Here is a 14,856-nt window from a genome sequence, read left to right as displayed (position 1 = left end):
AGATAGGCGCTCCAAGCGCCGTTGCAAAGGCCTGCAAACACACATGAGCGAGACCGCACCCTATGCCAGCAAGCCCGACCAGACTCTGGGCCGGCTCTATGGCACCGGCTCCAGCCCCACGCGCTCCGAATTCCAGCGCGACCGCGACCGCATCATCCACTCCACCGCCTTCCGCCGCCTGCAGCACAAGACGCAGGTCTTTCTGCATCACGAAGGCCGGCATTTCCGCAATCGGCTGACCCATACGCTCGAGGTCAGCCAGATCGCTCGCTCCATCGCCCGGGCCCTGGGCCTCAACGAGGACCTGGCCGAGGCCCTGGCGCTGAGCCACGATCTCGGCCACACCCCCTTCGGCCATGCCGGTGAGCGGGCCCTGCATCGGGCCATGGCCGGCTTTGGCGGCTTTGACCACAATGTGCAGGCGCTGCGCGTCGTTACCCAGCTCGAAAACCGCTATGCCGAGCATGACGGGCTCAATCTCACTTGGGAGACGCTCGAGGGCATTCTCAAGCACAATGGCCCGCTGATCCATGCCGATGGCAGGCCCTATGGCCGCTATGCGGAGGAGGGGCTGCCATCGGGGCTCGACGCCATGCCGGTGCCAGCCGATCTGCGGCTCGCCACCCATGCCAGCCTCGAGGCGCAGGTCGCCGCCATTGCCGATGACATCGCCTATAATGCCCACGACATCGACGATGCCCTGCGGGCCGAACTGATCACGCTCGAGGATTTTGCCGGCGTGCCCATGGCCGGGCCCATCGTCGGGGAAGTACTGACCCGCTATCCCGACATAGCCGTCAATCGCCAGACCCATGAAGTACAGCGCCGCATGATCACCCGCGCGGTCGAGGACGTGATCCGCACCAGCGCCGCCGCCATCTCGGCCTCCGGTGTCACGTCGGCCGAGGATGTGCGGCTTGCCGGGCGCACCCTGGTCGGCTTTTCGTCCGAAACCGCCGCGGCAGAAAAGGGCCTCAAGACCTTCCTCTTCGCCCGCGTTTATCGCCATGAATCGGTGATGGTGCCGGTGCGCGAAAGCGAGGCGGTGGTGGAGCGACTCTTCGCCCACTATATGCAGACCGCCGACATGCCCGGTCGCTGGGGCGAGGCGGGCAGGGGTGCCGAAGGCGCCGATCGCGCCCGCATCGTTGCCGATTTCATCGCTGGCATGACCGACCCCTATGCCCTCGACGAACACCAGCGCCTGTTTGACGCTCGACCGGAATTCCGTTAACCGGGCGCAGTCTTTTCCAGAAGGTTCGACATGGATATCTTCGCGCTTTTCACCACCCGGGTCATCGATGCCCTGCACGCCCTCTATCCCGGTCTGGATAGTGGCCTGCTGGCCCGCGTCGTGGTGGAGCCGCCGCGAGATGCCGCCCATGGCGATCTTTCCACCAATGCCGCCATGGTCGTGGCCAAGCCGCTGGGCAAGAACCCGCGTGAAGTCGCCACCGCCCTGGTCGAGCACTTCAAGGCCGATGCCGACGTCACCAGCGTCGAGGTGGCCGGTCCCGGCTTCATCAACTTCCGCCTCGCCAATGCCATCTGGCACCAGGTGCTGCGCTCCGTCGCCGCCGAGGGTGCCGATTTCGGCCGCTCCAATGCGGGGCAGGGCGAGAAGGTCAATGTCGAATATGTTTCGGCCAATCCGACCGGCCCCATGCATGTGGGCCATACGCGCGGCGCCGTGTTCGGCGATGCGCTGGCCTCGCTCATGGCCTGGTCGGGCTATGACGTGACGCGCGAATATTACATTAACGATACCGGCGGCCAGACCATCATCTTGGGCCGGTCGGCGCTGCTGCGCTACCGGCAGGCGCTGGGCGAAACCATCGAAATTCCGTCAGGCTTCTATCCCGGCGACTACCTCATTCCGGTCGGCGAGGCGCTGAAGGCCGAATACGGCACCAGCCTGCTCGACAAACCGGAAGAGGAGGCTGTTCTCATCGCCCGCGAAGCCGCCCTTGCGGTGATGATGGACCTGATCCGCGCCGATCTGGCCCAGCTCAACATCCATCACGACGTGTTCTTCTCCGAGCGCACCCTGCATGGCGTCGGCGGCGATATCGAGTCGACGCTGGCCTGGCTGCGCGAAGAGGGCATGGTCTATGAGGGCCGGCTCGAAGCCCCCAAGGGCAAGACCCCCGAGGATTGGGAAGACCGCGAACAGACCCTGTTCCGCGCCACCGATTATGGCGACGATACCGATCGGGCGCTGATCAAGTCCGACGGCTCCTACACCTATTTCGCCGCCGACATCGCCTATCACCGCAACAAGTATCTGCGCGGTTTCAAGCACATGATCAATGTGCTGGGTGCCGACCATTCCGGCTATGTCAAGCGCCTGCAGGCCGCCGTCAAGGCGGTGTCCCATGGCGAGGCCGACATGGATGTGCGCATCTGTCAGCTGGTGCGCCTGCTCAAGAACGGCGAGCCATTCAAGATGTCCAAGCGCTCTGGCGATCTGGTCACCTTGTCGGATGTGGTCGAGGAAGTGGGGTCCGATGCTACCCGCTTCATGCTGCTGTTCCGGCGCAATGACGCCTCGATGGATTTCGATTTCGCCCTGGTCAAGGAACAGACGCGGGACAATCCGGTATTCTATGTCCAATATGCCCATGCCCGGGCCTGCTCAATCTTCCGCACGGCGCGGCGTGACATGCCCGATCTCGATCTGTCGGCGGCCGCACTGGCGGGTGCCGAGGTCGAACTTCTGTCCTCGCCTGCCGATCTCGAGCTCATCCGCATGGTCGCGACCTGGCCGCGCACAGTCGCAGCTGCAGCGATCGCGCACGAGCCGCATCGCCTGGCCTTCTATGTCCATGACCTCGCCGCGGCCTTCCATGGCTTCTGGGCAAAGGGTAAGGATGATCCGTCTTTGCGGTTTGTTAACCCATCCGACGCGAAGTTGACGTTGGCTCGACTCGCTCTCGTCGATGCTGTCCGTCAAGTTATCAGCAATGGATTGGGTATACTTGGGGTCACTGCGCCGGAGGAGCTTTCATAATTCCGGCGCATTGGTGTGAACATTCGCTGAAAATTCCATTCTGGATTTTTACAGCATTCTAGGGGCGCTGCCTGATGACGTCAGCGAAACCGAAGCCGATGGCCGGACAAACAGAAGCACCGGATGATCTGATTGCTGAACTGGCCAGGTTGATGGCTGATGATGCGCGGACAGATACGCCCGCGCAGCCAGCCGCACCGCAAGTGCGCATTCCCGGTGCCGATGCACCCGCAGTCGAACGGCCTGCGCCGCGCTTTGTCGCGCCCAGCCCGCAGCCGGCGCCAGCGCCCCAGCCGACCCGCAATGAGCCGGTCATGGGTGCGCCCAGCGTCCGCATCCCGGGTGAAACTGCTCCCGCGCCGAAGCCGGCCGCCAATCCCGCGACCGAGCCGGACCCGTTCCGTTTCGATTTCGATCTCAATCTCGGTGCCAAGAAGGCCGGCCCGGCCTCCCCGCTGATGCCGGAGCCGAGGCCCACGCCCGCCGCGCAGCCAGAGGCTGTGTCGCGTCCTGTCCAGGCCGCACCGGCCAGTCGGGCGGAAGAACCGCAGGTCGATGCGTTCGATCACGATAGCATTGCCGACCTTATCGCTGCCGAGCTGGCTGCCGATCTGCCGGACGAGCGCAGCGAACCGCAGCAGGCCATTCCGGTGGTCAATGGCCCGGCCCGCGGCGAGGACGTTTTCGGCGTCCCGCCGGTCTTCGGTCTCGCCACCTCCAGCCCGGTTCCGCCAGCTCCCGCGCGCGTCGAGCCCGCCATGACGCGCGAACCGCAGCCCCGGCCTGAGCCGGTGTTCGTGGAGCCCGAAGTCCTGCCGGATCCGACCCCGATGGCCGAGGCAGCGCCCGAGCCTACATTTGCCCAGGTGGACCCCGACGCCCTGACAGAAATCGAGCGTCTGGTTGGCCCTGCCGTTCATCTCGAAAATCCGCCGCCGCCTCAGCAGCAGTCAACGCCGAGCCCCGCTCTGCGCAGCCTTGCCACGCCGACGCTGCCGCCGCGCACCGAGCCGGTCGCCGGGAAGCCGGTTCCGGCCGACAGTTTGTCGGTCGATGAGGCCATTCTCGCCGCGGCTGCCGCCACCGGCGCCAAGATCGAATGGGTTGAATCGCCTACCCATGAGCCCGAGGCCGAAGAGCGGGTCCGCGCCCCACGTCGTCGCTTCGGCGCCGGTTTTGGCTTCAATCGTGCCGTTGCCGGTCCCCTGGTCGCCGTTGCCCTGCTCGCCGTCGCGGGCGGTGGCCTTTACTGGGTGCTGGGCAATACGTCCGCCCCATCCGGTCCCGCGCCGCTCCTTGTGGCCGAAAGCAATGCCGTCAAGGAAGTTCCTGCCGTCGATCCCGAAGCCACTACCGCCCAGTCGGTGGTTTTCAACGAGATGGCCGGCGGCAATAATGGCGAGGGTGAGCAGATCGTTTCCCGCGACCAGACCGACGTTGCCGCGGTGACGCAGGAAGCCAATTTCGATCCGAACCAGGATGGCCTCGTCAACCGCAAGGTGCGCACAGTCACCGTGCGTCCCGATGGCACCATTGTCAGCGGCACCGACAATGTCGCCGGCACCTCCATGCTGCCGGTGGATCGACCGGACGTGCCCGACGTGCCCGGCGCCGATTTCTCGACGCCTGATCTCTTGGCCAATCCCGCCAACGGCACGACGCAGGCTGTTGCCGCCGTCGATCCGACCCCGGCGCCCACGCCCACTGTGACCCCGGTGACGCCGGGCAGCAGCGTTCAGGCCGTCGACCCGGCCGGAAATGTGATTCCGGGCAAGATGGCGACCATTCCGCGCCAGCGTCCCGCCGATTTCGCCCAGCGCGTCGCCGCGCTGCAGAACGCGGCTTCCACCGCCCCGGTAACGCAGACCACGACGCCTGCGGCTACGACCACCACCACCGCTCCGGTGACGCAGCCCAGCGGCGTTGCCTCGACGGTCAATTCGGCTCCCGCCTATGTGCAGCTGTCTTCGCAGCGCAGCGAAGAAGCCGCCCGCCAGTCGGCCGCCGACATCGTCCGTCGCTTCGGCCCGGTCTTTGGCGGCACCAGCCTTGAAGTCCAGCGTGTCGACCTTGGCGAACGCGGCATCTTCTACCGGGTCCGCGCGCCCGCCGATTCCCTGCAGAGCGCCAACATGCTCTGCAACAATATCAAGGCCGCCGGCGGCGATTGCTTCACCATGTAGTCCTAAAGGTCCATCGAAATATCAACGCCACTGCCAGGGAAACCCGGCAGTGGCGTTTTCATTTCGACACACGCACCGCGCGTCACCCTCGGCCTTGAGCCGAGGGCTCTTTCCATCCACCACCAACAAAAAACCGGCCCCTCGAAAGGGACCGGCTAAAAGCGTCAAACCTGATAAGACCCTACTCGGCGGGGGCCATGTCCTTGCCGGTATAGACCTCGTCGACCCAGTACTGGTCGCGGCGCACGAAGCCGTTGAACGGGGTCAGCGAGGCTTGGGTATAGGCGCCCATCAAGCCGAATTCGATCCAGTCGTCTTCATCGATATCGGCGGGCAGGGTGAAGACCTGGGGCAGCACGTCATAGCTGTCGCAGGTCGGGCCCCAGATGGTGAATTCGCTGAACTCGCCATTATTATCGTGCAGGCGCGGGCCGCGCCACACGCGCACCGGCGGGGTGAAGTGCATGAACTTCACTTCCATCAGCGCGCCATAGGCGCCGTCATTGACATAGACCGACTGGCCGCCGCGCTGGTGCTTGACGCGCAGCAGCAGCGAAGTCGAAGAGGTCACCAGCGCCCGGCCGGGCTCGATGATCAGTTCCGGCTTCTTCTTGCCGAAATGGTCGTCCACGGCCTGGCCGATGGTGTCGAAATAGGTGTCCATCGGCGGCGCTTCGCTGGTCGGGTAGGGGGCCGGATAGCCGCCACCGATATTGAGGCGCTTGAGCTCGATCCCGGCTTCCTCGACGATACGGGCGGCCGCCGCGATGTGGCGCTCATAGGCATAGGCGTCTTCGCACTGGCTGCCGACATGGAAGCAGAGGCTGGGCGTATAGCCCATCTTCTCGACCGCGGTGACGATTTCGGCCGCGCCCTGTTCCATGACGCCGAACTTGATGCCGAAGTCATAGCTCTTCAGCGCCTTGCCGGCCTTGAAGCGGGTGGTCACCTCGACATCGCGCGACGGCGATACCACAGCCGCCAGCTGGTCCAGCTGCTGCGGGTGGTCGATGGTGAAGCTGCGGACGCCGAACTCTTCATAAGCGCGCTCGATCTCGCGCTTGTTCTTGATCGGGTTGTTATAGTGCATGACCGCGCCGGGGGCATGGTCGCGCACCAGTTCCATCTCGACATTGGAGGCCACGTCGAAGGCCTTGAGGCCCTCGGCATGCAGCTGCGCGATGATGTGCGGGGAGGGATTGCACTTGACCGCATAGGTCAGCAGCCCGTCAAAGCCCTTCTTGAAGACTTTGATGGCCCTGTGAAATTCCTTCTCCGAAAACAGGAAGGAGGGATAGTCCGGCGCTTCGGCGGCAATCAGCGCGGAAGTATTGGCATGGACGGTCTTCGGCTCGTCGGTCATTGGACAACAGGCCTTTCAGGGCTCGAGGGGTGCGGAATTCTTGGATGCGCCCCGGTTTTCCTCTGGCGGATACGCATCAAAGTGAGCGCTGCATATAGGGCCGTGAGACCCCTCGCGCAAACGTTTATTTGGTCACAATAGCAACAATGCGGAAACGTCATTTTCGTGACAGATTCGAGGCGTTTTTCTCAGCGCGCCCGAATGTGGTTTTCGGGTTGACACTCTGAATCCGCAGGTGGGTCTATGTCGTTGCGAACTCTCATGATTTCGTGTGTGGCGCTGGTCGCTCTCGGGCTGGGCGGCACGCTGGCGCTGGCGCCCTGGAATGGCACGCCGCCCTCCCACGCCCAGAACGCGCCCGAACCTGCCGCGCTCGCCGTCGCGCCCACTCCTGAACGCGTCGTGCCCGAGGGGCAGGGGCAGGTGCAACTCAGCTTCGCTCCGATCGTGCAGACCGTGTCGCCATCGGTGGTCAATGTCTATGCCACCCGCATCGAGCAGCAGGCGATTTCGCCCTTCGCCAGTGACCCGTTCTTTTCCCGTTTCTTCGGGCAGGGCCAGTTCCAGACCCGCCCGCGCGAATCCCGCTCGCTTGGTTCAGGCGTGATCGTCGATGCCGGCGGCGTCATTCTCACCAATAGTCACGTGATCAACGGCGCCACCGATATCCGCATCGCCCTCAATGACGGCCGCGAATTCGCCGTCGATCTGGTGGTCGAGGATCAGCAGACCGATCTCGCCGTGCTGCGCGTGCGCGATCCCGGCGCCACCAGCTTCCCCGCCATCACCTTCGCCAATAGCGACGATTTGCTTGTCGGAGATCTGGTTCTGGCTATCGGCAATCCCTTCGGCGTCGGCCAGACCGTCACCAGCGGCATCGTCTCCGCCCTGGCACGCACCGGCGTCGAGGCGTCGGACTATGAGTTCTTCATCCAGACCGACGCCGCCATCAATCCCGGAAATTCCGGCGGCGCCCTGGTGGACATGCAGGGGCATCTCGTCGGCATCAACACCGCCATCTATTCCCAGTCCGGCGGCTCGGTGGGCATCGGCTTTGCCATTCCCGCCAATATGGCGCGCCTGGTGGCCGAGGCAGGCGTTTCCGGCGGCGAGATCGTGCGCCCCTGGTTCGGTGCCAAGATGCAGGCGGTCACCTCCGATATCGCCTCGAGCCTGGGCATGGCCGCGCCGCACGGCGCCATGATCACCGAAGTGGCGCCCGGCGGCCCGGCCGACCGCGCCGGCTTCAAGTCCGGGGATGTCATCGTTGCGGTCGATGGCCGCCAGGTCGATGATCCCAGCGCCTTCAATTTCCGCCTGGCCACCCGGCCCCTGGGCGAAACCGCCAGCCTCGAACGCTTGCGCGGCGGCGCCAGCGATACCGTGGTCTTTCCGCTCGAAGCCGCTCCTTCGCCCGCCGACACTGCACTGGCGACGATCTCGGGCAATACCCGCTTTGCCGGCGTCAGCATCCGCCAGCTCGATCCCGCGCTCAGCGAAGCCAAGGGGCTGCCCTATGATGCCACCGGCGTCATCGTCACTGCGGTCGAGCCGGGCTCGCCTGCCGAGGCCATGGGGCTGCGCGTCGATGACGTGATCCTTGCCCTCAACGACACCGAAATCAAGGACGCCGCCGGCTTCTCCCAACTCGCCAGCCAACGCGTCCGCACCTGGCAGATCATCCTCCAACGCGCCGGCCGCGTCAGCCGCGCCATTGTGAGTGGCTGATCGCCGTCCCGCAGGGCAGATTGCGCCGGTGGCGCAATCTGAGGCGATCAGGCCATGAGAGCTATGCTCGAATGGCGGGCCAGGCCGTCCCGCAGGGCAGATTGCGCCAGTGGCGCAATTTGAGGCGATCAGGCCAAGAGAGCTACGCTCGAATGGCGGGCAAGAGCCGTCCCGCAGGGCAAATTGCGCCGCCCTCCCACTGCGCGTCACCCTCGGGCGAAGATCCGAGGGCGTTTCATTTGCCAAAACATCCCAAAGTTCAGGCCCCTCGGGTGAAGCCCGAGGGCGACGGCCGGTGGGTTGGTGAAGAGCCGTCCCTATTCCTCTCCCTCTCGGGGAGCGGGTGGCGCGGCGCAGCCGCGACGGGTGAGGAGGGATGGTGCAGTAATCCGCTGACCGCTCCTCCCACCGCGCGTCACCCTCGGGCGAAGACCCGAGGGCGTTGCACTTGCCGAAACATCCCCAAGTCCAGCCCCCCGGGTCAAACCCGATTGTGACTACCGGTGGGTGGGCCAGAGCGCCTCTTATTCCTCTCCCTCTCGGGGAGAGGGTGGCGCGGCGCAGCCGCGACGGGTGAGGGGGCTCGCCCATCTTCGATCTCCACCACAACACTGATGCCATTCCCGCGCTTCTGGCGTAAGAAGCCGTCATGTCCGATCTCTTTGCCGCCGATCCCGCTGAAACCGACAAGGCCCGCCCGCTGGCCGATCAATTGCGCCCACGCAGCCTCGATGAGGTGATCGGGCAGACCCATCTCCTGGGTCCCGATGGCACGCTGCGGCGCATGCTGGCCTCGGGACGGCTCGGTTCGCTCATTCTCTGGGGTCCGCCCGGCACCGGCAAGACCACTGTGGCGCGCCTACTGGCCGACCAGATCGGTTTCCGTTTCGAGCAGATTTCGGCGATCTTCTCCGGCGTCGCCGATCTCAAGAAGGTGTTCGAAAAAGCCCGGTTCGAGCGCCTGTCCGGCCACCGAACGCTGCTCTTCGTCGACGAAATCCACCGCTTCAACCGGGCCCAGCAGGATAGTTTTCTGCCCGTCATGGAAGACGGCACCGTGGTGCTGATCGGCGCCACCACCGAGAACCCATCCTTCGAGCTCAATGCGGCGCTGCTGTCGCGCAGCCAGGTGCTGCGCTTCGAATCGCTCAATGCCGAGGACCTTGAAAATCTGCTGCAGCGCGCCGAAACCCTGCTCGGCGCCCGCCTGCCGCTGACCGACGAGGCCCGCGCCACCCTTCTGGGTCTTGCCGATGGCGATGGCCGGGCCTTGCTGGGCCTGGTCGAGGAAATCCTTGCCTCCGCCCGCTCCGAGGAGACGCTCGACCCCACCGCGCTCCTCACCGTGGTGCAGCGCCGTGCCCCGATCTACGACAAGGCGCAGGACGGCCACTACAATCTGATTTCCGCGCTGCACAAAACCATTCGCGGTTCCGACGCCGATGCGGCGCTCTACTATTTCGCCCGCATGCTCGATGCCGGCGAAGACCCGCTGTTCCTGGCGCGGCGTCTTATCCGCATGGCCTCCGAGGATATCGGCCTTGCCGATCCGCAGGCGCTGCCCTTGGCCATTGCCGGCCGCGACGCCTATCAGATGCTGGGCTCGCCCGAGGGTGAGCTGTCACTGGCGCAGGTGGTGGTCTATCTGGCGCTGGCGCCCAAATCCAACGCCGTCTACACCGCCTATAAGGCCGCCGTGTCGGTCGCCAAATCCACCGGCTCGCCCATGCCGCCCATGGTCATCCTCAACGCCCCCACCAAGATGATGAAGGGGCAGGGCTATGGCGACGGCTATGTCTACGATCACGACACGCCGGAGGCCTTTTCCGGCCAGGAATATTTCCCCGAAAAGATCGGCCGCCAGAACTTCTACAACCCCGTCGAGCGCGGCTTCGAACGCGACCTGCGCAAACGCATCGACTACTTCGCCCGCCTCCGCGCCGAAAAATCGCGCCAGCGGGACGAGGACTAGCCTTTCTCCCGCCATTGCCTGCGAGCGCCGTTGCTCTTCGCAACCTCGGTGCCGCCCTCGGGCTCGACCCGAGGGCCGCCCGCCGCGCGGACAATGCTGAGTGAGGGGCTCTCTGCGCGGCCCCCGGGTCACTTCGCGCCCTAGAGCTTTTCACGGTCTTGTTGATGCAGCTCCATCGCCCCCTCCCCCCTTGAGGGGGAGGGCCGTGGTGGGGGGTGGTTCAGTGATCCACCGATACACCCCCACCCTCGATCCCTCCCCTCAAGGGGGAGGGAGGCGAAAGCGCCCAGAGTCCACTTCAGTTTGAAATGATCTAGGACAAACTCCGGTCGGGATCCATCACGAGGTCTGGGGGATGGCCCGCGCCTTCGCCGCGAGACAGCCGGGAGCGGTGGAGGTGGCAGCAGGGGCCGAAATGTTCCTGCAAACCACGATGCCGCCCACCCACCGTACAGCCCCCGGGTCAAGCCTGAGGGCGGATCGGAGCAAGGCGGCTCTCGTGCATCACGCCGACACCTCCTGGCGAGCCCTCTACCCCTGTTCGCGCCAGGAGCCCATTTTGCCGCTGTCGAGCCCATACTGGTAAAGCTGCGCCAGCCATTGCGGCGAGCCGAAGAGGCTGTCACTTTCCGGAAAACTGCCGGGAATGGCGGTGATGTTGTATTTGACGCCGCTGCGACGCGCCGAATTGGCCAGTTCAGCCAGGTTGGCGCGGCCGAGATACTTGAGCAGCGTCGGCAGCGAGCGCTCCAGCAGCCGCATGCTGGTCATCTGCACGGTGGTGGGCGAGGCATCGACCACGCCGTTGAAGATCACGTAAAGCCGGGCGCTGCTGGCATTGCCGACCTTGCCCCAGCCACCGGGCATGAGCAGCACCTGTTCGGTGACGCCGCCATCGACATGCATTTCATTATAGCTCACCCCCTGGGCGTCGACGTCGATCAGCACCGGCGAGAAGACGGTCGGCACTGCCGTCGAGGCGAGGATGATTTCGCGCACCAATTGCAGCTTGTCGGGCAGGGTGCTGTTGGCGATGGCGCCGATATCCCAGACCACGGGGCGCTGGGCATCGAGATTGGTCGTGCCGACATAGAGCCTTCTGCCGGCGCGATGGGCGGCGGCGACTTCGCTCAATACCTGTTCGTCCACCGAAAGCGCGATGGCGCGCCGCACCGGGGCATTGTCGAGCATGGCGGGCGCGCCGAACACGGCGGACAGCACATTGGCCTTGGGATTGCTGGCCTGGCTCAGCGATTCGAACACCTGGTGCAGTCGGCCATCGTATTTTGGGCCGAGCAGCGCCAGCGGCGCGATGATGGCGCCGACGCTGATGCCGGTGACCACCTCGAATTCCGGCCGCTTGCCCGATTGCGACCAGCCCACCAGATAGCCCGCGCCATAGGCGCCATTGATGCCGCCACCCGACAGGGTCAGAAAATCCACGCGCCCGTCCGAGCCCGGCTTGACCCTGGTGTGTCCGGCGGCAAATTCGGGATCGTCGCCCCAATAGCGCAGCTTGGCCGTGGTAAGGGGGCCGACGGCGGCATCATTGATCAGCGCCACCGGGATATCGGGGCGTTTTGGCGCGAAATTGGCGCAGCCGGCCAGCGTTGCTGCCGCCAGCACCAGAATCGAAATTCTCAACAGACGCCGCATCGCAGGCCCCCAAATCTTGCTATGCTCCTGTGATAGCGGCCCGGCCCTAGCGTTCAAGAAACAAACAGATGCAATTTCGCGGTTTCGCACCAAAGGTTCATTCACCATGATGGCTTTTGCCCTGGTTGGGATCGGCGGCGCCATTGGCGCCATGGGGCGCTATGGCCTCTCCCAGTTGATCGGACGGTTGCTGCCGATGAGCTTTCCGCTCGCCACGCTGCTCGTCAATATTCTGGGCTCGCTGGCGATGGGCGTATTCGTCGGTTTGATGGCGCGGCTGCTCCCGGCCTGGCAGGCGGAAGCGCGGCTGTTCGTGGCGGTGGGTATACTGGGCGGGTTCACCACTTTTTCCTCCTTTTCGCTCGATACGATCGTGTTGATGGAGCGCGGTGCGCTCATCGAAGCAGGTCTCTATGTCGTGTTGTCGGTTGTGGTTTGCCTCGCGGGGCTTTATCTCGGCCTTCTGATGACAAGAGGCGGACCGGCATGAGCGCTGTTCAACATCGCGAAGTAAGCGCAGACGAAGAGGGCATGCGGCTCGACCGCTGGTTTGCCCGGCATTTCCCACAGGTTGGATTCGGACGGCTGCAGAAGCTGATCCGCAACGGGGAAGTGCGCGTCGACAAGGCCAAGGTGGAGACCAGCACCCGCCTCAGCGAAGGCCAGGTCATCCGCATTCCGCCGGTGGACGATCCCGGCGCCGTTCGTCCCATGCGCATCAACGAAGAGGATGTGCGTTTCCTCGAGGACCTGATCCTCTACCAGGACGACGACATCTTCGTCTTCAACAAGCCCCATGGCCTGGCCGTACAGGGTGGCAGCGGCACGACCCGCCATCTCGATGGTCTACTTAAAAACCTGCCCAACAAGAAGGGCGAGACGCCCAAGCTGGTGCATCGGCTCGACCGCGACACCTCCGGCTGCCTGGTCGTTGCCAAGACCTCCGCCGCCGCCACCCATTTTGGTTCGGTGTTCCGCTCGCGCTCGGCCCGCAAGATCTACTGGGCCATCGTCGCCGGCAATCCGACCCCGCGCCAGGGCGAAATCTCATGCTTCCTCGCCAAGCAGTCGACCACCGATGGCGAACAGATGGTCGTCGTGCGCAATGGCACGCCCGGTGCCGTGCATTCCTCGAGCTATTATTCCACCACCGACACCGCCAGCCGCCGCTTCGCCTGGGTGACGCTGAAGCCGGTGACCGGCCGCACCCATCAGCTGCGCGTGCACATGGCCCAGCTCGGCACCCCGATCATCGGCGACCCGCGCTATTTCAACATCGAGAACTGGATGCCCGCTCCCGGCCTCGGCGAGGGGCTGCATCTGCATGCCCGGCGCCTCGTCCTGCCGCTGCGCAATGGCAAGAAGCTCGACGTCTCCGCCCCGCTGCCGCCGCATATGCTGGAGAGTTTCGAGGCCCTGGGCTTCGACGCCAATCGCTACGATGCGCAAAGCGTCGATCCGGAGGACGCTGCATGAAGCTCGTCATGTTCGACATGGATGGCACGCTGATCGACACTGAGGCCCTCATTTCGGAACACATGGCGACCACCTTTGCCGGCGCCGGCCTCAGGCCGCCCACTCCAGCCGAGGCGCGGCGGGTCATCGGCCTGTCGCTCCCCAAGGCCATGGCCAGGCTGCTCGGCACTGACGACACGGCGCTGGCCGAAAAGCTGGCAGAAGACTATCGCGGCCATTATCGGGCCTCTCTCGTTGCCGCCGAGGGCCGCGAAGGCCTGTTCCCGGGCGCCCGCGAGGCTCTCAACCTGCTCCGCAGCCGCGCCGACACGTTACTCGGTATCGCCACGGGCAAGGGCCTCAACGGCGTGCATCGCCTGACCCAACTGCATGGCATCGCGGATCACTTCGTCACCCTGCAGACGCCCGACCACAATCCCTCAAAACCCCATCCCGGCATGATGCTGCGCGCCATGGCCGAAACCGGTGCCGATGCCCGCGACACCGTCATCATCGGCGATACCACTTTCGACATTGAAATGGGCAAGGCTGCCGGCACGCGCGCCATCGGCGTTACCTGGGGTTATCACCACCCCGACGAATTGCGCGCCGCCGGTGCCGACCGCATCGTCGAGACCTATGCCGATCTGCCCGCCGCGATCGACAGCATCCTGGAGTCCTGAGCATGCGCGACCAACTCGAAGAGGCCCACCGCCACAGCGACGACGGCTATGGCCGGGCGCAGCATCTCAACAAAGTCGAGCTGCCCAAGCGCTTCTACAAGGCGGTCGACGTCGCCCGCCTCGAGGATGGCTATGCCGTTACCCTCGACGGCCGCCAGGTCCGCACGCCCGGCCACAAGCTGCCCATCGTCGTTCCGGCCCTCTCCATCGCCCAGGCGCTGGCGGCCGAATGGGCGGCGCAGGGCGAATTCATCGATCCCGGCACCATGCCCATGGTGCGGCTGATCAATTCGGCCGTGGAAAGCGGCGACGAGATGGTCCCGGCTTTCCGCGCCGAAATCGGCAAGTTCGCCGGCAATGACTTGCTTCTCTATCGCGCTGACGCGCCGCAGGAACTGGTGGCTGAGCAGGAAAGACACTGGGATGGGGCGCTGGTGGCGCTGGCCCGGCATTTCGACATTGCCTTCCAGCCCACCATCGGCATCATCCACCAGCCGCAGCCCGCCACGACGCTCAGCAAGCTCGACGCGGCGCTTGAAGGGCAGGGGCTGCTGGCGCTCACCGCCTTGGTCTCGATCACCGGCATTACCGGCTCGGGCCTCCTCGCCATCGCCTATCTCCACGACCTCCTCTCCGCCGACGCCGTCTGGGCCGCCGCCCATGTCGATGAAGACCACCAAATCCGCCTCTGGGGCGAAGACGAAGAAGCCATGGACCGCCGCGCCAAACGCCGCGTCGAATTCGACACCGCCATTGCAGTCGTGGATGCGCTCAAAGGGTGACGGGCTGGTCGGACCGGTTCGTGC

The 14,856-nt window shown here is 64.9% G+C and carries 11 protein-coding genes; 9 read left to right on the top strand and 2 right to left on the bottom strand.

The features are described from left to right. Positions 1-31 precede the first annotated feature (31 nt). The 3 genes from BGO80_RS01375 to BGO80_RS01365 all read left to right on the top strand — a co-directional run bounded on the left by BGO80_RS01375 (position 32) and on the right by BGO80_RS01365 (position 5,193). Entirely contained in the window at positions 32-1,234 is a 1,203-nt protein-coding gene (locus BGO80_RS01375; protein ID WP_286719587.1) for a deoxyguanosinetriphosphate triphosphohydrolase, read from the top strand. A 30-nt stretch (positions 1,235-1,264) separates the two neighbouring features. Beyond that, positions 1,265-3,010: an arginine--tRNA ligase gene (gene argS / locus BGO80_RS01370; protein WP_286718387.1), complete on the top strand. Its 1,746-nt coding sequence runs from the start codon at positions 1,265-1,267 to the stop codon at positions 3,008-3,010. 74 nt (positions 3,011-3,084) lie between these two features. Beyond that, positions 3,085-5,193, top strand: coding sequence for an SPOR domain-containing protein (locus BGO80_RS01365; RefSeq protein ID WP_286718386.1), 2,109 nt, complete (start codon positions 3,085-3,087; stop codon positions 5,191-5,193). 181 nt (positions 5,194-5,374) lie between these two features. Here the strand turns inward: BGO80_RS01365 and BGO80_RS01360 are convergent, their stop codons facing one another. Then, positions 5,375-6,556: a type III PLP-dependent enzyme domain-containing protein gene (locus tag BGO80_RS01360; protein ID WP_286718385.1), complete on the bottom strand. Its 1,182-nt coding sequence runs from the start codon at positions 6,554-6,556 to the stop codon at positions 5,375-5,377. Positions 6,557-6,829: 273 nt separating this feature from the next. Here BGO80_RS01360 and BGO80_RS01355 point away from each other — a divergent pair, with 273 nt between their 5' ends. Further along, positions 6,830-8,284 carry a DegQ family serine endoprotease gene (locus BGO80_RS01355; RefSeq protein ID WP_286718384.1) on the top strand — a complete coding sequence of 485 codons (1,455 nt, stop codon included), beginning with the start codon at positions 6,830-6,832 and terminating at the stop codon, positions 8,282-8,284. A 649-nt stretch (positions 8,285-8,933) separates the two neighbouring features. Beyond that, positions 8,934-10,256 (top strand): replication-associated recombination protein A, encoded by a 1,323-nt coding sequence (locus BGO80_RS01350; protein ID WP_286718383.1) that lies wholly within the window; start codon positions 8,934-8,936, stop codon positions 10,254-10,256. Positions 10,257-10,787: 531 nt separating this feature from the next. Here the strand turns inward: BGO80_RS01350 and BGO80_RS01345 are convergent. Further along, positions 10,788-11,912 carry a patatin-like phospholipase family protein gene (locus tag BGO80_RS01345; RefSeq protein WP_164550490.1) on the bottom strand — a complete coding sequence of 375 codons (1,125 nt, stop codon included), beginning with the start codon at positions 11,910-11,912 and terminating at the stop codon, positions 10,788-10,790. 106 nt (positions 11,913-12,018) lie between these two features. Here BGO80_RS01345 and crcB point away from each other — a divergent pair, with 106 nt between their 5' ends. From crcB to BGO80_RS01325, 4 genes are read left to right on the top strand one after another with little or no spacing between them, the layout of a single operon-like run. Further along, positions 12,019-12,402, top strand: a complete 384-nt coding sequence (crcB, locus tag BGO80_RS01340; RefSeq protein ID WP_126152242.1) for a fluoride efflux transporter CrcB — start codon at positions 12,019-12,021, stop codon at positions 12,400-12,402. After that, complete coding sequence (locus tag BGO80_RS01335; RefSeq protein WP_286718380.1) at positions 12,399-13,388, top strand: RluA family pseudouridine synthase; 990 nt, start codon at positions 12,399-12,401, stop codon at positions 13,386-13,388. The genes crcB and BGO80_RS01335 overlap by 4 nt, the downstream gene beginning before the upstream one ends. Next, entirely contained in the window at positions 13,385-14,050 is a 666-nt protein-coding gene (locus tag BGO80_RS01330; protein ID WP_286718377.1) for an HAD family hydrolase, read from the top strand. The genes BGO80_RS01335 and BGO80_RS01330 overlap by 4 nt, the downstream gene beginning before the upstream one ends. 2 nt (positions 14,051-14,052) lie before the next feature. After that, complete coding sequence (locus tag BGO80_RS01325; RefSeq protein WP_286718375.1) at positions 14,053-14,832, top strand: ATP12 family chaperone protein; 780 nt, start codon at positions 14,053-14,055, stop codon at positions 14,830-14,832. Positions 14,833-14,856: the final 24 nt, after the last annotated feature.

Source organism: Devosia sp. 63-57, assembly GCF_001899045.1.
GTDB lineage: Bacteria > Pseudomonadota > Alphaproteobacteria > Rhizobiales > Devosiaceae > Devosia > Devosia equisanguinis.
This window is presented reverse-complemented; position numbering and strand designations above follow the sequence as displayed.

Coding starts and splice junctions, on each gene's coding strand:
- argS (WP_286718387.1), top strand. CDS start 1,265: ATGGATATCTTCGCGCTTTTCACCACCCGGGTCATCGATGCCCTGCAC.
- BGO80_RS01360 (WP_286718385.1), bottom strand. CDS start 6,556: ATGACCGACGAGCCGAAGACCGTCCATGCCAATACTTCCGCGCTGATT.
- BGO80_RS01365 (WP_286718386.1), top strand. CDS start 3,085: ATGACGTCAGCGAAACCGAAGCCGATGGCCGGACAAACAGAAGCACCG.
- BGO80_RS01350 (WP_286718383.1), top strand. CDS start 8,934: ATGTCCGATCTCTTTGCCGCCGATCCCGCTGAAACCGACAAGGCCCGC.
- BGO80_RS01335 (WP_286718380.1), top strand. CDS start 12,399: ATGAGCGCTGTTCAACATCGCGAAGTAAGCGCAGACGAAGAGGGCATG.
- BGO80_RS01325 (WP_286718375.1), top strand. CDS start 14,053: ATGCGCGACCAACTCGAAGAGGCCCACCGCCACAGCGACGACGGCTAT.
- BGO80_RS01345 (WP_164550490.1), bottom strand. CDS start 11,912: ATGCGGCGTCTGTTGAGAATTTCGATTCTGGTGCTGGCGGCAGCAACG.
- BGO80_RS01330 (WP_286718377.1), top strand. CDS start 13,385: ATGAAGCTCGTCATGTTCGACATGGATGGCACGCTGATCGACACTGAG.
- crcB (WP_126152242.1), top strand. CDS start 12,019: ATGATGGCTTTTGCCCTGGTTGGGATCGGCGGCGCCATTGGCGCCATG.